This is a genomic window from Proteus sp. STS61-E (assembly GCF_040932335.1).
Classification (GTDB): Bacteria; Pseudomonadota; Gammaproteobacteria; order Enterobacterales; family Enterobacteriaceae; genus Proteus; species Proteus mirabilis_B.
The window spans coordinates 53,976-74,681 of the sequence record NZ_JBFQGE010000009.1 but is presented as its reverse complement, the minus strand read 5'-3'; the positions used below and the strand labels follow the sequence as shown (position 1 = coordinate 74,681).

General features: G+C 37.7%; 16 protein-coding genes. 6 read left to right on the top strand and 10 right to left on the bottom strand.

Annotated elements, in window-relative coordinates; genetic code table 11:
* Positions 1 to 81: 81 nt before the first annotated feature.
* The 9 genes from AB4J89_RS17925 to AB4J89_RS17885 all read right to left on the bottom strand — a co-directional run bounded on the left by AB4J89_RS17925 (position 82) and on the right by AB4J89_RS17885 (position 11,985).
* Positions 82 to 1,122 (bottom strand): iron chelate uptake ABC transporter family permease subunit, encoded by a 1,041-nt coding sequence (locus AB4J89_RS17925; RefSeq protein ID WP_098941514.1) that lies wholly within the window; start codon positions 1,120 to 1,122, stop codon positions 82 to 84.
* A complete protein-coding gene (locus AB4J89_RS17920; RefSeq protein WP_088494151.1) occupies positions 1,119 to 2,126 on the bottom strand; it encodes an iron ABC transporter permease in 1,008 nt (335 codons plus the stop codon). The genes AB4J89_RS17925 and AB4J89_RS17920 overlap by 4 nt, the downstream gene beginning before the upstream one ends.
* A 6-nt stretch (positions 2,127 to 2,132) precedes the next feature.
* Positions 2,133 to 3,089 carry a Fe2+-enterobactin ABC transporter substrate-binding protein gene (fepB, locus tag AB4J89_RS17915; protein ID WP_368470177.1) on the bottom strand — a complete coding sequence of 319 codons (957 nt, stop codon included), beginning with the start codon at positions 3,087 to 3,089 and terminating at the stop codon, positions 2,133 to 2,135.
* Between the two features lie 188 nt (positions 3,090 to 3,277).
* Complete coding sequence (locus AB4J89_RS17910; protein ID WP_368470175.1) at positions 3,278 to 4,072, bottom strand: energy transducer TonB; 795 nt, start codon at positions 4,070 to 4,072, stop codon at positions 3,278 to 3,280.
* Between the two features lie 27 nt (positions 4,073 to 4,099).
* Positions 4,100 to 7,147, bottom strand: coding sequence for a TonB-dependent receptor (locus AB4J89_RS17905; RefSeq protein WP_368470173.1), 3,048 nt, complete (start codon positions 7,145 to 7,147; stop codon positions 4,100 to 4,102).
* A gap of 41 nt (positions 7,148 to 7,188) precedes the next feature.
* The gene (locus tag AB4J89_RS17900) at positions 7,189 to 8,550 is read right to left on the bottom strand and encodes a surface lipoprotein assembly modifier (protein WP_368470171.1); all 1,362 of its coding nucleotides are present in this window, start codon (positions 8,548 to 8,550) and stop codon (positions 7,189 to 7,191) included.
* 211 nt (positions 8,551 to 8,761) lie between these two features.
* Positions 8,762 to 9,523 carry a Slam-dependent surface lipoprotein gene (locus tag AB4J89_RS17895; protein ID WP_368470169.1) on the bottom strand — a complete coding sequence of 254 codons (762 nt, stop codon included), beginning with the start codon at positions 9,521 to 9,523 and terminating at the stop codon, positions 8,762 to 8,764.
* A gap of 432 nt (positions 9,524 to 9,955) precedes the next feature.
* A complete protein-coding gene (locus tag AB4J89_RS17890) occupies positions 9,956 to 10,843 on the bottom strand; it encodes a LysR family transcriptional regulator (RefSeq protein ID WP_088494154.1) in 888 nt (295 codons plus the stop codon).
* Positions 10,844 to 11,016: 173 nt separating this feature from the next.
* Positions 11,017 to 11,985: a nitrilase family protein gene (locus tag AB4J89_RS17885; protein ID WP_368470167.1), complete on the bottom strand. Its 969-nt coding sequence runs from the start codon at positions 11,983 to 11,985 to the stop codon at positions 11,017 to 11,019.
* A gap of 200 nt (positions 11,986 to 12,185) precedes the next feature.
* Between AB4J89_RS17885 and umoA the strand changes: the two genes are divergently transcribed.
* Together umoA and AB4J89_RS17875 are read left to right on the top strand one after the other, a co-directional pair.
* Positions 12,186 to 12,722, top strand: a complete 537-nt coding sequence (gene umoA / locus AB4J89_RS17880) for a UmoA family flagellar biogenesis regulator (protein WP_311755673.1) — start codon at positions 12,186 to 12,188, stop codon at positions 12,720 to 12,722.
* Positions 12,723 to 12,977: 255 nt separating this feature from the next.
* A complete protein-coding gene (locus AB4J89_RS17875) occupies positions 12,978 to 13,850 on the top strand; it encodes an ATP-grasp fold amidoligase family protein (protein WP_368470165.1) in 873 nt (290 codons plus the stop codon).
* Between the two features lie 58 nt (positions 13,851 to 13,908).
* Here the strand turns inward: AB4J89_RS17875 and fdhD are convergent, their stop codons facing one another.
* Entirely contained in the window at positions 13,909 to 14,739 is an 831-nt protein-coding gene (gene fdhD / locus AB4J89_RS17870) for a formate dehydrogenase accessory sulfurtransferase FdhD (protein ID WP_088494158.1), read from the bottom strand.
* Between the two features lie 178 nt (positions 14,740 to 14,917).
* On the opposite strand from fdhD, the gene fdnG reads away from it, so the two are divergent.
* The 4 genes from fdnG to fdhE all read left to right on the top strand — a co-directional run bounded on the left by fdnG (position 14,918) and on the right by fdhE (position 20,697).
* A complete protein-coding gene (fdnG, locus tag AB4J89_RS17865) occupies positions 14,918 to 17,965 on the top strand; it encodes a formate dehydrogenase-N subunit alpha (protein WP_311755672.1) in 3,048 nt (1,015 codons plus the stop codon).
* Between the two features lie 11 nt (positions 17,966 to 17,976).
* Positions 17,977 to 18,915 carry a formate dehydrogenase subunit beta gene (fdxH, locus tag AB4J89_RS17860; RefSeq protein ID WP_194951522.1) on the top strand — a complete coding sequence of 313 codons (939 nt, stop codon included), beginning with the start codon at positions 17,977 to 17,979 and terminating at the stop codon, positions 18,913 to 18,915.
* Positions 18,912 to 19,568, top strand: a complete 657-nt coding sequence (gene fdoI / locus AB4J89_RS17855; protein ID WP_072070496.1) for a formate dehydrogenase cytochrome b556 subunit — start codon at positions 18,912 to 18,914, stop codon at positions 19,566 to 19,568. The genes fdxH and fdoI overlap by 4 nt, the downstream gene beginning before the upstream one ends.
* Before the next feature lie 208 nt (positions 19,569 to 19,776).
* A complete protein-coding gene (gene fdhE / locus AB4J89_RS17850; RefSeq protein WP_088494160.1) occupies positions 19,777 to 20,697 on the top strand; it encodes a formate dehydrogenase accessory protein FdhE in 921 nt (306 codons plus the stop codon).
* Positions 20,698 to 20,706 lie beyond the last annotated feature (9 nt).

The window sequence follows — 20,706 nt, the reverse complement described above, 5'->3', positions numbered from 1 at the left end:
CAAATGTTTAATTAGTCTTTCTGGCGACCATCCCATGACTCATCCTTAAGTTAGTAAATATTTACTTCCTTTATTATTATTTTAAGTTCTCTGTTTTCTTGTTAGTAACCACAACAAATAAAGCCCACCAATAACACCCGTCATTAAACCAACTGGCATCGTAATATTGATGGGTAGGCTTTGTGATAACACATCAGCAGAAAGTAAAAGGAGTGCTCCCATTAATGCAGAGCCCACAATGGGTAACTTTCCTGAATGGCTTAATCTGATCACTAATTGAGGTGCAGCGAGTGCGACAAAGGCAATTGGCCCTGCGCTGGCAGTTGCTAATGAGGCAAGTAATACGGCACTAAAAATCATCACCCATCTGACTCTACCCACATGGACACCCAATTGCTGTGCCATGTCATCGCCCATTTCCATTAACGTTAATGACTTAGCATAAAAAATAATAAGTGGAACAAGGATCAGTAAACCAATAAAGGTAGGATAAACATGTTGCCAAGTACGGGCATTTAGCGAACCCGCAAGCCAGAGATTAGCCATAATGGCATTATCAATATTGCCCTTTACCAACAATAACCCATTAAAGGCATGTAAAATGGCACCGACGCCAATACCGATTAAAATCATGGTGTAACCAGACATAACACCATTTTTTAATGACAGCAGATAAACAATTAGCGCCGTTGCCATTCCGCCTATTAACGTAGAAATAGCAATATCCACAACGGTGCCATTAAAAATAATGATTTGAAGTAATGCGCCTGTTGCTGCACCTGTTGTAAAACCAATAACATCCGGTGAACCTAAAACATTACGAGAAATCGACTGGAAAATAGCCCCTGAAATACCTAATGCAGCGCCAACGCCCATTGCGGTAAGCAGACGAGGCAAACGGATATCCATGACGATTTTTTCTTTAATGCCGCCTTCTGATTGCCCGACAACAATATCTATCAATGTAGAAAATTCGATAGGAAACTTACCTGTTGTAAGAGCGAAAAATGCCAGAGAAATCATCAATAAAAATAAAATAAAGGCGATGATGATATCTTTTGGAGAGAAGATCCAAGACCATGTACCCAATTGGCAGATAATCTCATTATTTTTAAGTTTCATAATGTAATGATCCGCCAACGTTTAACCAGATAGATAAAGAAAGGTCCACCAATCAGTGAGATCATAATACCAACGCTAATTTCCCCCGGTGTGCCAATTAACCGCCCTAAGCAATCTGCGACTAACATCACTAATGCACCAATCAACATTGACATAGGTAAGATACGTCGATATTCAGCACCGACTAAACGACGAGCAAAATGTGGAGCTGTTAACCCTAAAAAGCTAATAGGTCCAACGGCTGCGGTTGCACTCCCTGCAAGAAGCACTATTGCAAAAGCCGATAACAACCAAACTCGTTTTTGGTTAGCGCCCAACGCATGGCTAATATCATCACCTAACGTCACGATATCTAACGAACGCGTGAGTGAGTAAGCAACCACACTTCCAATGACCACTAATACCGTAATTGGGTACAAAACATCGAAGCTACGTCCTTGTAATGAACCCACAACCCAATGACGGAATTGATCGAACACGCGTTCATCACTATTTACCGTAACAAGCTGTGTAATAGCGAGTAAAACAACGGAAAGCGCAACACCTGCAAGCACCATTCTCACAGGATTAAGTCCGTGTCTTACACCACCAAGAAGATAAACACCAATACCTGCGAAGAAAGCCCCTAATAAACCAAACCACATGTAAATAGTGACATCAGTGATCCCAGTTAGCGCAATTAAAGAGACAATCGCAACCATGGCTCCAGCATTAATACCAAACAAGCCCGGATCAGCGAGTGGGTTACGTGTCAAAGCTTGCATTAGTGTTCCGGCTCCGCCTAATGCGACACCAATCACTATTGCTAATAATGTGCGAGGAAAACGTAGGTAGCGCACTAATAAGTGCTCACTATTTGTCGTATCAAAATCGATAAAAGCCTGCCATGTTGTGTACATAGAAACAGGTCGGCTTCCTACAAATAAGCTTAATAGTGCAAAACAGAGCAACAGAAGAATAGCGCCTCTTATTCCCCACTTTATGCTGTGGTGAGAAGTAAACATGCGTTATTACTTATGTTGGCTAAAGCGCGCAACCATATCACTGATAATTTCTTGTGCGCTGTAATAATCAATACGAAACGAGTTTGCACCTAAACCATAAACTTGCTTATTTTTTATAGAAGGTAGATTTGCAAGAATGGGATCAGCCATAAATACATCGGCTTCTTTGGCAGTTCCACTTAATAGGAACGTTGTGGGTGCAGTGAGTTGTGTTAAATGCTCATATTGAGCCCACACAAAATCTGAAACGGGTTTATCTTTCGGTTGCCACGCGAGATCTGCACTTTCAATGGTAAAACCGAGTTGTTGTAATAATACCGCATGAGGGCTGGTGGTTAGCGAAACGGGATTAACAGTACCAGCACCAAAATAAGAGATAATATTGACCTGACCTTCAGGGAGTTGTAGCGCTTCTTTCCCCTCTTTTACTACATTCGCAAAACGCTGTAGTAATGTACCGGTCTCTTCTTCTTGTCCTGTTGCTTGTGCCAATTGTAACGCTAAGCTTTCCCAGCTCTGTTTGCCGTAATCTAAAACAATGGTAGGCGCGATTTGTTTAAATTGTTCAACTTGAGGATAGACCGTATCACCACCATTGATGGAAACAACGATTAAATCAGGTGCATAAAGATAAGCCATCTCTAATGAAACACTGCCCGCAGACCACAGTTTTTCAACCTTTCTCTCTTTTGCCACTTTATCCCATTGGGCAAAAAATTGGCCATTTGCCGCCGTTGAACTAGCAACTACCGGAGCTTGCATAGCAAGAAGCGTTCCAGTGATAGAAACTGATGCCGATAAAATACGCTGAGGTTTTGCTTTAATTTCAGTTTTAGTACCATCAACGTTGGTAAAAGTGCGAGGCCAAGATTGGCTATCAGCGCCAACATCAAAAGCATTTGCGGCATTAACAATGAAAGAAAAAATAAAAAGACAGGCAATAGAGACAACGGATTTAAACATGACCACTTTCCAAGTAAATAATCTTTACTTTAAATAATAAATGTAATTATTAATGTTAATCATAATCAATATCATTAACAATAAGGATTTATGGGTTTGTGATCGGAAAAGTGAGAATGAGCGCACAAAAACAACTTTATAAAAAAACACCCAAGTCTAAGCCACACTTGGGTATTTTCGTTAGTTTATTAATTTAATTGAAAATCTAATGAAACAATCAAAGGGTTCAATAGGTTTTCAGGTTTAGGGCCTATGGGCTTTACACGTTTAACCGCAGCTATAGCTGCATTATCAAGGGAAGAAATACCCGAAGTGCTTTCTATCTCAACCCTTGAAATCGCACCTTCAGAGGTTAGTGAAAAGCTCACCACCACCTGACCTTCATGTTGCATGCGACGTGCTTGTGATGGATAACGTTTATGGCGCTCTATTTCTCGACGCAGTGAACTAATATAGTGATTATCAGATTCGCCTTGCCCTATTCCTTTCTCGCTTAATGCATGACTTCTTCCTGCTAACGAGCTTGCCGTATGTTGCGTTACGCTTTCTGCCGATGCTTCTGAAGTCGTTTGCGCTACTTGGCTTTCTAAATCACGCTGTTTTATCGGCTCTACTTTTTCTTGCACCACCTGTTTTTTTACAGGTGTAATTGGTTTTATAGGTGTGGGCTTTTCTTTTATTTTTTCAGGTATTTTCTTTGGTGCTTCAACAAACTCCCCTTTTTCGGCAATGGGTAAAACAATGGGCGTTTCTTGTGGCTCCGTTTCCACTAAAGGTTCCGGCACGACTGTTGATTGTTGAGGAGGTGAAAATACCACTTGGTAAACGGATAATGTATTTTCTTGTTGCTGATGAATATGGTGCGCACTTTCTGTCATAGAAAGTGAACGTAACACCCAACTTAATACGCCGATATAAACTAACGATATGCCAATCAGCCAATAATAAATATTAAACGGATGCCTGACAGAAAGTGCCAACATAAATAAAAGCTCCTTACTCTCTTTTAATTAAAATTGTGCAGTCACACCTAATCGGAATGTTCTTCCCGGCGCAGGCATACCTGATCGCGTTAAAGGATCAATGTAGTATTCGTTTAATAAATTACTGCCTGTTATTTCAAAAGATAAATTAGGGCTATACTGATAGTTAATATAAGCATCAACGGTAAAGACTTTTGCCCAACGCATTGGGTTGTTATTTCTGCCATACATTTCTCGTGGTAATTTTTCTTTTAGCCATTTTTCATCTTTATTTTCCACTTCTGATGAATAAAGCCAGCGACTTCCAATTTCTAATTTATTATCTAACCAACGAGTCCCTAAATGTAAATTAACCGAATATTTAGGTTGGATAGAAGTACGTAAAAAACCACCAGGATAACCCCCCGTCATACACTCTTTAATACCCAAGAAACCAAATGGATCATAGTTACTAAAGGCATTTTTATCACATACTTTATTTTTATGGCTATAAACTAAAGCCGTGTCCATAAAAATAAAGTCATTATCAAAGCGAGCTTGAACCTCCAGCCCCTCTAATATTTGCTTTTCAAATTGCCTAATTTGCCAATTCGCATCTCTATCAAACACATTTTCAATATTGGTACGAAAATAGTTAATTTTAATATCGGCATGGCGATCCACATTTAGCCAATCTGTCAAATCAAACACAACACCTAATTCAGCACTTTTCGCACGCTCGGGTTTTAATTTAAAACCGTAATAACGCGCTTTTGATCCAGAAAAACCACTGGTATCTTCAAAAAGACTGGGTAACCGTAGCTGCTCGGTATAACGTCCATAAATACGCAATATATCGTTGGCATAAACCGTCGCAGACACTAAAGGGGAAAATGCGCCATGATGATAGCTGGGCTCTGGTGCAAAATTATCTTTATCATCATCAAGATAAATAGGTATTGAATTAGAAACGCCCATTTCATACTTATTAACTAGTTCACCTGTAATTGGATCAGGTACTTTTTCATTAATATCAACATAGCCACTTAAGAAGATGTTTTTACTTTTAGGTAACTCTCCATTTTCATTATAAAGTAAGACTGTATATTCAGTGACCATAAGACGTTTTTGAGAAGATTTTATGTTGAGATTTCCTTGTTTATCACGAAGAAAATCATCCTGCATCATATCAACTTGAACTCTATTCACTTCATTACTATTAATTATCTTTTCTTTTATTTCTAATGGTAAGTTTTCATATTCAGGGTAAATAAACTTAGATTTTATAAACTCACGTATTTTTTTATAGCTTTCTGGATAACGTCGATAATTCTTTAGTTCTTCCGGTAAACCTTCTACATCAATACTGTGATAGGCTCTATATAATAAATATTCCTCAGCAGTTAAAGTTCGTCGATAAGGAAGAATAAAGCCTCTTATTGATGGGGGTTTTTCATAACCTTTTACGTTATTCCTTCGCTTATTATTTAAAAAAGTATCTGTTAAATGATAATAATGGTATTTCCCACCCGCTGTAATGGCTAACCAAGAAAGTGGCTTCCAATCTGTGGAAAGGGCTAAATTAATTTCATGACGTTGCCCTGCTCGCCCAGAGGTAACAAAATCAAAATTTTCAGGAATTTTAATTTCATCACTATCTAATTTTTCAAACTGATAATTACTGGAAAATGAAATAGAAAATTGAGGTGATAATTTAAATATAGAAGATAAATCCACACCATAGCGATTGTTCTCTTGATAAAGAGATGCTGTATCAATAAAACGGGTATCTATTTTTGCATCCCATTTAGATAAATATCTTTCACTATAATCAATATCCATTGAGACTCTGGGTTCACCACCACGAGTATTCGTATGCCCAGAAGTTAAATTACCCCATAAACGTAACAGTAAATCCGCTTGCTTATCTTCTGGTTTCCACTGGTAAGTTAATATTCCCGCCTGTTGATTAATCGTTGCTAATGGCCATTGAGGCACGACATTTTTTTCGTAACGAGCCCACTCTAATCTCAGAGGCATAATATCGCCAAACAGTAAGTCTGTGTATCGATAGTTAATTGAAAAACGATGTGTTGATTCAGGGAATAATGTTCCTTTTACTAAAAAGGAACGATTACGATTAGAGGTATTAGGGACTTCATTACCAGGCCGATAAATATGGGCAATAAAAGGAACATAAGGCGTTAACCTTAATTTATAATCAATAGAATGGATTGCTTTCATATCATCCGTTTCGAGATAAGCTTTTGTATTTCTTTTTCCTGCTAAATAATTTCCTTTTTCTCGTAATGCATAAGCAAATAATAAATTAAATTTTTCTTCTTCAAAACCAACCCCAAGTCGAAATGAATGGTCATGAAAATTCCAATCTTTATTTTTTTGAGGTGTTATTTCTAAAGCAGGATCAACGACCCTTGAACCATGATGATAGAAATAAGGATAATTGCGATAATCTCCGAGCATATCTAAATAGACTTCTTTATATCGTGTGGAGTTATTACTGATATCCCCTTTAAAATTAATCCCAAAAGAATCACCTATAGGCACAATATCTCGAATATCTAAAGTTTTTACTGCAATACCGCCACCAATACCCGTTTTCATATCAGGTGTTAATGAGGGACCTTTTTCAATATAGATACTGCTAATCAGATTAGAATCAATATAATTACGATTAGATGCACCACTATAACCTCGATAAACAGTAATTGCCTGTTCAGTCCCATCTACAGTCACGGGTATTCGACCTTGCCCTTGAATACCCCGAATATTTGGGTCAAGCGCCCCACCATTACGCGCTTCACCACTATAAACGCCAATGGCACTTTTTAGTAAATCAGCAGGAGAAACGCCTTGATAACGCTCTAATAGCTCTTTTCCTAAATAAACATTAGAAACATCTTTCTCATAAACTTGTGAATAACCTTGTTTATCTTTTTCTTTATTATCAGAAATCTGAATATGACCAAGATCGGTTTTATCTTCTTTGGCTTGCAGATAAAAGCAAGGAGAAAATAGTGATAGAGAAACGAAGATTGAAACAATTTTCCGCTTTCTAAAAAGCATTACATGCATTGTTTTACCTATTCAATTAATAAAAGAAGTTACTTATTTAATTAAAATTGTTTTTCTAATTTAAATAACACTTCATGTTGCTGATATTGATATAACCAATCCACATTGCTTAATCTTCGGGTATAACGTAATTCTATTGTGGGATAAAACCCTAAAATAAAAGGTAATTTGTTTTTAATATTAGCTGTAAAAATAAAACCATTATCTTTTCTTCTCTTTTTTAATAAAGGGTTATAGTTATTAAAATATTTAAATTGATACTGTAAAAAAAGAGAGATATGCCAATTCACTGATAATGGATAATAAACACCAGTTTTTATACCATACAGCTGATAATTTAATAAAGTATTTTTTTTACGATCTAACTGATAATTTAATTGATTAACTAACTGCATTCTATTATTAAAATAATAGTTATGGTAAGTACTATAACTTACTCTCTTACTATTTAAATTATTTAACGCTTTTTGATATTTCTTTATTTTATAATCAAAACTTAAATTAATAGTTTGCTTTTTATTAATAAAATAAGAAAACTGTGTTTCATTTCCCCACGCTTGATATTCATATTGTTCCCGTGATGATTTTATTTCGTAATAAGGTGTTATTGACCACTGATATTGCGGTTTTTGATAGCGATAACCCAGTTGTGTATATAATGCAAAAAAATTGGCGTTACGGTGAGAATGATAATCTATATATCGAGCATAAGTATAAGAAGAAAAAGTATGATGAGAATAAATAATAAAAGGTTGATAAAAAGAAAAATAATGAGTAATTCCTTTAGATGCAATAGGTTTTGCACCTCTTAGCGTCGTTTTTCCTTGAGTGGATTGAGAGATAATTTTTTCAGATAAGTAAGGTGCATGATTAATATTATCATCATAAAAAAAACCAAGTTGATAGAAACGTTGGCCTTGAAAATAAGAGGCTAACTTAACCTTATAAAACTCAATAGATTGGATAATATTTTTAGATAAATCAACGATATTGCTCAGTTGATTAAGTTGTTGCTGTGCTTTTTTATATTCTCGTAAATGAAAATAAAGTTGAATTAATCCTGTTTGGGCTGGGATAAAATCGGCTTTTTGCTTAAGTTGTTGCTGATAATAAAATTCAGCGTTTAAAAAATCACCTCTGTTTTGTGCCAATAACGCCTTTGCGTAATTAACAAGTAATACTTCATGTTGAGATTGTTGTTGATAATAAAGCAATAATCTTTCTGCTTTTTGCCACTGTTGTTGTTGCAAATAGTGATAAAGTTGCTGACCAATTTCAGCTGTATTCGTTGTTTCAAGATAATAAAATGGCTTGTCACGGCTCTCTTTTGCACTCCCATTAAATGAAAATAAAATAAGCAATAAAGCCAATAACCCTCTTATTAAAGGTCGATAATAATTCATGATATATCCTTATAAAAACAAAAGAACAATTCCTTTAAATCGGCTTAATTTAGATAAAAAAAAACAGATAACCCTATACCAGATTATCTGTTGCTAACATTTAGCGTAATGACCACTAATACCACTTTAAAAGAATTAACCGATTGTATTACCAAATAAATCTATAATATTATTTTTGAAAAAATCAAGAAGCGTCCATGCTTGCTGTCATTTATTCACTGTCACTGCTATTTTTCGTACCACCAAAACTAATATCTTTTTTATGATCTGAACTAAACACCACAATACCTGCTAACGCCTCTGCACTTTCACCAAAGAAAGTCCCTTCAACAACCCCTGATGTTGACCCTTCATTTGCATCTGCAGAAAACGTCACTTGGTTATTTGCTGTATAAAGGTATCCTCCTGCTACATCAATCGTACGCTGGCTATTAGTCAGCGAACCTGTAATTTCTTTTTGTGAGAAATTAACATCGAACGTACCTGAAAGTAAGTTACTGCCGCTATATTGACTAATACCCGTTACGGTATAAGTAGCACTATCTGTCGGTAATGTGGTTGTAACATCTTTACCAACATAATAGGTTTGGTGTGTCGCATCTGTCGTTGATGTTGTTTTTGCCCAGTCACCAAAATAGACATTAGCATCTGTGATTTTGGCAAAGTGGAAAACACCCATATCACTATGTTGATGATTGGATTGGACTGTATAAATCCCATTACTATCCGCTCCACTACTCATCATTGGCGAGGTTAATGAAGCAAAACCAATTTTTTTACCATATCCAATCGTTCTAATACCAACACCCGGTTCTCCGCCAGCTGATTGATGAGGACCTCGATTAACTGCATCACTTGATCCCACTTCCATTGTTGTTAAAGGGCCACTTTGAATAAAATAAATTTCAGCATGTACTGCATGAGAGCCCATTAATATAAATAATGCGCAGACTAATTTATTACGTTTTTTCATAATAACTTCCTTATTATTCATTGGAGGGTGTGGCTACTTATTATAAATAGAAATAACAAGTAGCCACTTACAGAAATATTAATATTTTATCTATCTTTCCAACTTCACTTACGAATATAAAGTTTGCTGTGTTGTTCGTAGGTAATATTAAATAAATCTCTTTTGTTGTAAATAACACATTTTAATTAGAGAGATTTTAATTAACCCTATTTATGTTATGAGAATTAAATTAATTAAATGATTTACTTTGATTTTTTATTTAAACACATAAAAAACCAACAAATATTTCATGTTTATTTTTGTGAACAATCTCGCAATTATTTATCTTTATTTGTTTTGAGACTAATTAATATTTATTAGGTATTTTAGCTTTCTTATAAGTTATATATTATAAATATAATCATTAATAAAATTAGAAACCTATTTCATTCATTATATTTTATTTATTTCCTCAGAAATTATTTTTATAAAAATATCACGATCTTTATTCTGAATATTATTATTCCAAATAACACCTATTTCCCATTGTGTATACAAACCAGATAGTGGCAATAAAGTGACTTTTTGTTTATCACAAATAAGTTCTGCACTTTTAGGTACCAATGCCATACCTAATCCTGCGGCAACTAATGCTAGCTGCGTTTGAATATCTTGTGATTGCTGTAATACACGAGGTTTAATTTGATGATGTTTCAGAAAATCATAAATTTGTTGATACAGTTTTTTCCCTTTTTCAGGAGACAACTGAATAAGCCCAAGCGTATTAAAGTAGTGCAGTGGATCATCATCAGCCTCTAGCACCATAATAGTTTGCGTGGGGATGGCTAACATTAATCGCTCTTGCACTAATGAAATACTTTTTAGTGGCTCTGTAACGGGTAAACGTGAAAACGCCAGATCAAGCTCACCCAAAAGTAATTTATCTTCCATTGTGTTAGAAGGCATATCATCAATATGAACGGTGATATCAGGATGAACATGATTAAATTTTGCCAATAGTGGTGTAATAAAATTTAATGAGGACAGACCAAATCCTGCATACAGCTCTATTTTTTGAGGTGCACTTAATTGACGAGCTTGTTTTTCTAGAATACGGGCTTCTCTTAAAACTGATTGAGATTGACTCAGTAAATACTGTCCTTCAGGGGTTAATTTTGCGCCGTGACGTCCGCGCTGGAAAAGAGTGACACCCAATTGAGATTCTAATGTTTTTATCTGCTTAGTTAGCGCCGGTTGGCTAATACAAAGCTTTGATGAAGCTTCACCAAAATGTTCTGTTTCAGCTAAAACAACAAAAGCATTCAATAAACGGGTATCCATGATTAATCATTAATCCTATCTTATTTTTCCTTTTATTATTCTAACATAGAATAAATAAATAAAATTAATAACCACCACCAATATATTAATAAGTAAAACAAATAGATCAAATTGAGATTATTCTTTAACCAAAACAAAAACAGCCAACAAAATAAAAGCTGTTTTTTATTGAATTACGCTTTACCAAATCGAACTGAAATAGGATCTTGTTCATTTCCTAATTTTGTCGTTAATATCGAATAAAGTTCAGGTCTTCGCCCTGTTAGCCAACGTCTTCCGGTTGAGTTTTCTAATAATGAGAGATCAATATCTGCAATCACCATATCATCATTAATCGCTTTGCTCTCTTTTACTATCCGTCCATAAGGGTCGATGATCATTGCATTCCCTGTACGAACTTCTTCCTCATCACGACCTACACCATTACTAAATAGTACAAACATGCCATTATCATGAGCTCTTGCAGGTAACCAACGCATTAACCAGCCTCTTCCGTGCTCACCTTGAAATGCCTCTTGTAATGATTTGGGATCTTGATGTCGATTCTCCCAAAGTGTCATGGGAATAGGCTTCATACTATATGGGCTGCGTGAATTTGTTCCACCTGTTTGATGAGGTGCAAGTAAAATATCGGCACCTAATAATGCATTAGCGCGTGCGTTTTCTACTAAGTTATTATCCCAGCAAATTAATACTCCCATTTTAACGCCCCAAGGAGTTTCAAATACGGTGTAATGCTCACCACTTTTGATGATTGGATGTTCGAAGGCATGTAATTTCCGATGCTTATGCAAAGAGCCATCAGGCATACAAACAACCCATGTATTATAGAGTGTATTGTCTTCTGCTCGCTCAATAAGCCCAACACCTATCGCCATTTGATGCGTTATCGCTTTTTGTTTGATTAACGCTAAAGACTCGCTATCAGAAACACGTTCGCTTAATGCGTAGACTGCATGTTCTGGCAATTGAGGAACGTGCCAATATCCTGTAATGCACATTTCAGGAAGCACTAATACATCCACCTGCTGACTAGCTGCATTATCTATAAATTGATGAATTTTCGCTAAATTATAAGCTTTGTCGTTTGCTTTATGCTGAAACTGCACAGTTGCAACGCGTAATGTTTTAGGTGTGTTCATACGTTTTTACCTGTTAAGCCCTGTATTTCTCTCAATATAAAAACGTATTTATTGCTCAAAAGATAATCACTTATTCTCTACTTTTGATAACCTTTTGGAATGAAATAGGATAACAGCAAGAAATAACAGGGTTCTGCACCTCTGTTTCATGGAATAAATACCTTATTTTCTGGCATCATAATGGCAATAAAGGAGTATTTATGTCTGCTAAGTCCCTATTTATAATTCTTTCATTACTAGGATTATCTGTTTCCTGTTTGGCGGGAGATGGCTTAGTGGATAGAACATGGCCAACTTCTGGATTAGATACACAAAGCTATCGACAAGCATTAAGACAGCCGACAGCAAGTTCTCGATATACTCTTTTTAATATCACACCAGATATGCCCGTTCCGGGTGGTGCAAGCCATTCTGATCCTCAAGGTATTCGTTATATTGCAATGAAATATGGCCCTTATGGTCAGCCTGAGCACTATAAAACCTACCAAATTATGTTTTCTCACTATTCAAATAGTAGTACGAAGAAAATTCGCTATTTAGGTGAGCTATATACCGTGGTCGGCGATATCTATTTAATTGATCCCTTTGCAACAACCAATGAATGGCAACGTGGCCGTAGCCAAATCGTTGAAGAGTATTATGAGATATTAGATTCTCACGGAAACAGAACAGGCAAAGGATTACGCTTTAATAATTGGGATAAACCAATTCATATAACTAAATGGTCATCAAATTAATATACTCTTAATCAATATTCCTTTTTGTTAACTCTCTCTTAATGTCGTCATTTTTTCTTTTATTAAAATAAGTACTTTGAATATTAACCTACGTTAATACTTTTTAAGTTTATATAAATAAAAAATATAAGAATATCAATAACTGACATTATTCTCTTAATTTCTATTTAATTTAATTATTTCTTTATATAGAAGTTTAATTCAAAGAAAAGTTAGTTTTTATTTCACTTATCTATTTAAAATAATCATTAGCTTATGAAAATCATAGAATATTATTTCAAACAGTTTCGCACTATCGCATTACCTGATCGTGTGTATTTAAAGAACAAGTTTATTCGTAACCTAGGTTATCAACCCAACTTTAAAATACCGACATCACTTAATGAAAAAATTAATGCTCGTATGCTATTCGATAGAAATCCAATTTATACGCGCTTAGCTGATAAAATCAAAGTCAGAGATTATGTGATAGAAAAGATTGGTCCACACTATCTGGTTCCTATCATTAACACCTATTCTCATCCTGATGAAATCGATATCACTCAACTTCCTTCACGTTTTGTACTCAAATGTAATCATGACAGTGGTAGTACAATCATCTGCCTTGATAAAGCCACTTTTGATTTTGAAAAAGCAAAGAAAAAGCTTCAGTTTCATTTAAAACGTAATCTCTATCCTGTCACTCGTGAATGGCATTATAAAAAAATCAAAGCTCAAATTCTTTGTGAAGAATATATTGATTTATTTGATACACAAAATCCAATGATACCAACAACTTGTCGTCTTCACTGTTTTAATGGTCAGCCGCTTTATGCTGAAATTGATATTTCTGACACCAAAGGGAATGAGTACATTAATGTGTATGATACAAATTGGCAGTTACAGCCTATTACATTAGAAGATCCCAATACCCCAGAACTTGTTGAAAAACCACCTCAATTTGAAAATATGTTGCAATTAGCCGCTAAAATGGCAAGTGACTTTAATTATTGCCGAGTTGATTTTTTAATGTCTGAAAATAGGCTTATCTTTAGCGAAATGACTTTTACTCCAAATGCAGGACGTATCCCCATCAAACCTAAAGAGTGGGATTACAAATTAGGTGCATTGTGGCCATCAGTCAAATAGGTGTAATGCAATAACATGATCGCATGTAGTTATTACACCTATTTTCAATAATCGCACTTTAGTCAGTCAGTCGTTGTGGATGAGTAAACACCGTTGCTCTTCCACGGCGACAAAAACCCACCAGCGTAATATTGTATTTATTAGCCACTTCAACAGCTAAAGAAGTTGCCGCTGAAACAGCGAATAAAATCTCAGCGCCACACATAGCGGCTTTTTGCACCATTTCATAACTGGCACGACTCGAAACTAATACCGCACCTTCACTCCATTTTTCTTGTGCTTTCATGCCTAAAAGCTTATCAAGTGCGACATGACGACCAACATCTTCACATCCCCCTTGCATTTCACCTTCTGGCGACAACCAAACCGCAGCATGTGTACAACCCGTTAGCTCACCGATTTCTTGAACGGTTGTCATCTGTTCTAAAGCTTTATCAAGATTTGAAAGTGAAAACATTTGTGTAAAAGGTAACGGTGTAATTGGTCGGAAAATCTCTTCTAGTTGTTCAGTTCCACAAATACCACAGCCAGTACGACCAGTCATATTGCGGCGACGCTCTTTTAATCCCATAAAACGTCGGCTCGATAATTCAACTTGAACTTCAATACCTCCGTTACAACTTTCCACAATTTCGATACTGCGAATTTCATTAGAAGATTCTATAATGCCTTCGGATAAAGAAAATCCGACAGCAAACAACTCTAAATTTTTAGGGCTTGCCATCATAACGACGTGAGAAATTCCGTTGTACACTAATGCAACAGGAACTTCGAGTGCAATATAATCGTCTTCTTGTCTGTTAAGCGATCCTTTGTGTTGCACAATTGTTTGATCTACGCCAATGATTACACGTTTAGTTAACAATTTTGTCGATTTTGTTTCATCCATAAGATGAATTCCTAAATTTATTAATACATAATAACAATACGGGTAAAACGATTTTACACTACCTATCAGGCAATGAACCTGATCCTATTAAGGATAATAGGAATAAAAAAACAATCAGCTCAATTTTCGAGAAGAAAATCAGAGTCAGTAAAAGCAATGTATGATGAGGAGAGACCCCATGCAGGTCAGCAGAAGACAGTTCTTTAAGATCTGTGCTGGCGGTATGGCAGGTACTACGGCGGCGGCGCTCGGTTTTGCACCAGCAGTTGCGCTAGCAGGTTCACGTCAGTATAAATTACTGAGAGCCCGCGAAACCCGCAATACCTGTACGTACTGTTCTGTCGGTTGTGGACTATTAATGTATAGTCTGGGCGATGGCGCGAAAAACGCAAAAGAAACGATATTCCATATTGAAGGTGACTCAGACCATCCAGTAAACCGTGGTGCATTATGCCCTAAAGGTGCTGGTCTTGTGGATTTCATCCACAGTGAAGGTCGTTTAAAACACCCTGAATACCGTGCACCCGGCTCGGATAAATGGGTAAAACTCTCATGGGAAGAAACGTTTGATCGTATTGCGCGCTTAATCAAAAAAGACCGCGATGCCAACTTCCAGAAATTCAATAAAGAAGGTGTAGAAGTCAACCGTTGGTTAACAACCGGTATGCTTTGCGCCTCTGCAGCAAGCAATGAAACTGGGTTTTTAACTCAGAAATTCTCAAGAGCTCTTGGGATGCTAGCTGTCGATAACCAAGCGCGTGTCTGACACGGACCAACGGTAGCAAGTCTTGCTCCAACATTTGGTCGCGGTGCGATGACCAACCACTGGGTTGATATGAAAAACGCCAACCTTATCGTCGTTATGGGCGGTAATGCGGCAGAAGCACACCCTGTGGGATTCCGCTGGGCGATGGAAGCTAAAATCCATAATAACGCCAAGCTCATTGTTATTGATCCTCGCTTCACCCGTACTGCGGCTGTTGCGGATTTCTATACGCCTATCCGTTCTGGTACTGATATTACGTTCTTATCGGGCGTTATCTTATATCTGCTCGAAAATAAGAAATATCAAAAAGAATACGTTGAAGCTTATACCAATGCTAGCTTGATTGTCCGTGAAGACTATCATTTTGATGATGGTTTATTCAGCGGATATGATGCAGAAAAACGTAAATACGATAAAACCACTTGGAACTACGAGATGGATGAAAATGGTTTCGCAAAACGCGACACCACATTACAACATCCTCGTTGTGTCTGGAATCTGTTAAAACAACACGTTAGCCGTTACACGCCTGATGTGGTTACTCAGATTTGTGGTACACCAAAAGACGATTTCCTAAAAGTCTGTGAATATATTGCTGAAACAGCAGCGAAAGATAAAACAGCTTCTTTCCTGTATGCATTAGGCTGGACTCAACATACCGTTGGTGCCCAAAACATTCGTACCATGGCAATGATCCAATTACTGTTAGGTAATATGGGTATGGCTGGTGGCGGTGTTAACGCACTACGTGGTCACTCCAATATTCAAGGCTTAACTGACCTCGGTCTATTATCTCAAAGCTTACCGGGCTATATGACTCTGCCTTCTGAAAAGCAGACTTCATTAGAAACCTACTTAGCTGCGAATACGCCAAAAGCGACAGTACCGGGACAAGTTAACTACTGGGGCAATTATCCTAAATTCTTCGTCAGTATGATGAAGACATTCTATGGTGATAATGCTCAACGTGATAATGATTGGGGCTTCTCACTGTTACCTAAGTGGGACAAACCTTACGACGTTCTACAATACTTCGATATGATGGATAAAGGTGAAGTCAACGGCTATATCTGCCAAGGCTTTAACCCAGTTGCATCGTTCCCGAATAAGAACAAAGTTGTTCGTTCATTATCAAAACTGAAATTCCTTATCACAATGGATCCGCTAAATACTGAAACTTCATGTTTCTGGCAGAACCACGGTGAAGAGAACGACGTTAAAACAGCAGATATCCAGACAGAAGTCTTCCGTCTGCCAACAACCTGTTTCGCAGAAGAAGACGGTTCTATCGTTAACTCTGGTCGCTGGTTACAGTGGCACTGGAAAGGTGGTGATGCCCCTGGTGTTGCTATCCCTGATGCTGAGATTTTATCTGGTATTTTCCATCGTTTACGCCAACTCTATAGAGAAGAAGGCGGCGCGATGCCAGAGCAGGTGTTGAATATGACTTGGGATTACTTTGATCCTGATAATCCAACATCCGCAGAAGTTGCACAAGAAAGTAATGGTAGAGCATTAGTCGATTTAAAAGACGCTGATGGCAATATCATTCTGAAAAAAGGTCAACTGCTTAGCTCGTTCGCTCAGTTACGTGATGATGGTACCACAGCAAGTGGCTGTTGGATCTTCGCTGGTAGCTGGACAGAGAAAGGCAACCAAATGGCTAACCGTGATAACTCCGATCCATCAGGATTGGGTAATACATTAGGTTGGGCATGGGCATGGCCTCTTAACCGTCGCATTATTTATAACCGCGCATCGGCAGACCCACAAGGTCAACCATGGGACCCTAAACGTAAGTTAATCGAATGGGATGGCAGCAAATGGACTGGTATTGATGTACCTGACTATAGCAACGCTGCACCGGGTTCTGATGTTGGTCCATTTATTATGCAGCCGGAAGGTATGGGACGTCTGTTTGCTATCGATAAGATGGCAGAAGGTCCATTCCCTGAGCACTATGAGCCAATTGAAACACCATTGGGTACTAACCCACTACATCCAAATGTGGTTTCAAACCCAGCAGCGCGTATTTTTAAAGATGACTGGAAAGATATGGGTAAAGCAGAAGATTTCCCATATGTCGGTACAACTTATCGTCTGACAGAACATTTCCACTTCTGGACTAAACACGCGCGCTTAAATGCGATTATTCAGCCACAACAATTTATTGAAATTGGTGAGCGTTTAGCCGCAGAAAAAGGCATTGTTCAAGGCGATACCGTAAAAGTCAGCTCAAAACGTGGTTATATCAAAGCTAAAGCGGTGGTTACTAAACGTATTAGAACCCTTGATGTTGATGGGCGCAAAGTGGATACCATTGGTATTCCTATTCACTGGGGCTTTGAAGGTGTCGCAGTGAAAGGCTTTATTGCGAATACGTTAACGCCATTCGTTGGTGATGCGAATACACAAACGCCTGAGTTTAAAGCGTTCCTTGTTAATGTGGAAAAGGTGTAAGGAGATAAATTATGTCACTGCAATCCCAAGACATTATTCGTCGCTCTGCTACCAATTCCCTCACTCCCGCGCCTCAGGTGCGGGATTACAAGGAAGAAGTGGCAAAACTTATCGACGTAACAACCTGTATCGGCTGTAAAGCCTGTCAGGTTGCTTGTTCTGAATGGAACGATATTCGCGATAAAATTGGCACTAACGTCGGTGTTTACGATAACCCAACTGACCTAACTGCGAAATCATGGACAGTGATGCGTTTCTCTGAAGTGGAAGAGAACGGCAAACTGGAATGGTTAATTCGTAAAGATGGTTGTATGCACTGTGCTGATCCGGGCTGTTTAAAAGCTTGCCCAGCAGAAGGTGCCATCATTCAATACGCTAACGGTATTGTTGATTTCCAATCAGAACACTGTATTGGTTGTGGTTATTGTATTGCAGGTTGTCCTTTCGATGTGCCTCGCATTAATGAAGAAGATAACCGTGCTTACAAATGTACGTTATGTGTTGACCGTGTAGAAGTTGGTCAAGAGCCTGCATGTGTGAAAACTTGCCCAACAGGTGCGATTCATTTTGGTTCGAAAGAAGCCATGATCAATCTTGCTAGTGAGCGTGTTTCTGAACTGCAAACTCGTGGTTACGACAATGCTGGTCTTTACGATCCACAAGGTGTGGGTGGTACACACGTGATGTATGTTCTCCATCATGCTGACAAACCTAACCTGTATCATGGTTTACCAGAAAACCCAGAAATTAGCTCAACCGTTAAATTCTGGAAAGGTATTTGGAAACCATTAGCAGCCGTTGGTTTTGCCGCAACCTTCGCGGGTGCAATTTTCCACTATTTAGGTGTCGGTCCAAACCGTACAACTGAAGAAGATGAAGAAGAAGCGCTCAAAGAGATGGAAGCATCTTCTAAAACACAGACCTCTGTGAATAAGGAGGAGCAGAAATGATGAAGAAGAAAGGCGATAAAATTCTTCGCCACACCGCTTCTGAGCGTATTAACCATTGGTTAGTAGTGATTGTATTTCTGTTTACTGCTATCAGCGGATTGGGTTTCTTCTTCCCATCTCTGAACTGGTTCATGAATATTTTAGGTACACCAGAACTGTCGCGTCTGTTACACCCATTCGTGGGTAGCGTGATGGCGTTCCTCTTTCTCTTTATGTTCTTCAGATATCTGAAGCACAACTTTATCGATAAAGATGACTTAGTCTGGGCTAAAAATATTCATAAAGTGCTGCAAAATGAAGAAGCTGGCGATATTGGTCACTACAACCTTGGTCAGAAAGGGATCTACTGGACATTAAGTATCAGTCTGATCTTACTGACAGTTAGTGGTGTTATCATTTGGCGTCCTTATTTCGCAGAGTATTTCTCGATCCCAGTAATTAGAATTGCCTTATTAGTTCACTCATTATCAGCAATCTTACTGATAATCACCGTATTTGTTCATGCTTATGCGGCATTCTGGGTGAAAGGTTCAATTCGTAGCATGATTGAAGGCTGGGTAACTCGTGGTTGGGCTAAAAAGCACCACCCTCGTTGGTATCGTGAAATTCTCGAAGAAGAGAAAAAAGAAGCCGAAAAGCAGTCACAGAAATAATGCCCTAAAGTGTATTTCTGAACAAACGGAGGCTTGATCAGCCTCCGTTTTTTATTCAATTTACGCCCGTTTTTAAGACGTAAAAAAACAATAAAATCACGCTATTATTACCCACTGTCATGGCTTCATGTTTGCTTTTGATTTATTCTGAAGCCAAATCCTGTGGGTATTCACTATAAAATTTATGATAATAGGAAGATAGAACGTTATGAGTATTCGCATCGTTCCTAAAGAGCAATTAGGTAAAGAGCAATCAGAAAAAGGGATCAGTTTTATTCCACCCGTATTATTCCCTAATCTAAAAAACCTTTATCAACGTCGTGCTGAACGATTTCAAACACTAGCAAAAGATAATCCTTTCGCAGACTACCTTGAATTTGCAGCAGAAATTGTCAAGGCTCAAGAAAAAGCACTTCATGACAATCCACTTGTCATTGATCTTGCCCCACTCCTTGCACAACAAGCCGGCGTAGCGCCTTTAGATAGAAAAACATTCAAACGCAGTAAACATTGGCATGCTTTATTAGCCTCAATTATTGCTGAATTACGCCCAGTTGTGCCTGAAAGTGCCACTATCACTTTAGAAAACCTCTCTAAAGCTTCTGAAACTGAATTAGAAGAGATGGCAACAGCATTACTTAATGACGAATATTCAAAAGTTTCAGCTGATAAATCTGTCTTTATTTGGGCAGCACTGTCTCTTTACTGGGCACAATTAGCAGCAAATATTCCAGGTAAAGCTAAAACAGAATACGGTGAAAATCGTCAATTCTGCCCAGTTTGTAACAGTATGCCAGTGGCAAGCATGGTACAAATCGGCACAACACAAGGTTTACGCTATTTACACTGTAATTTATGTGAAACACAGTGGCATGTTGTACGCATTAAATGCACCAACTGTGAATTAACAGGTAAATTAAATTACTGGTCTTTAGACAGCGAAAATGCCCCAGTGAAAGCAGAAAGCTGCGGTGATTGTGGAAGCTATCTGAAAATTTTATATCAAGAAAAAGATGCCAATGTAGATGCTGTTGCTGATGATTTAGCGTCTATTGTTCTTGATGCAAAAATGGAAGAAGAAGGCTTTGCTCGTAGTAGCATTAATCCATTCCTGTTCCCAAATGAATAATAATTAGGT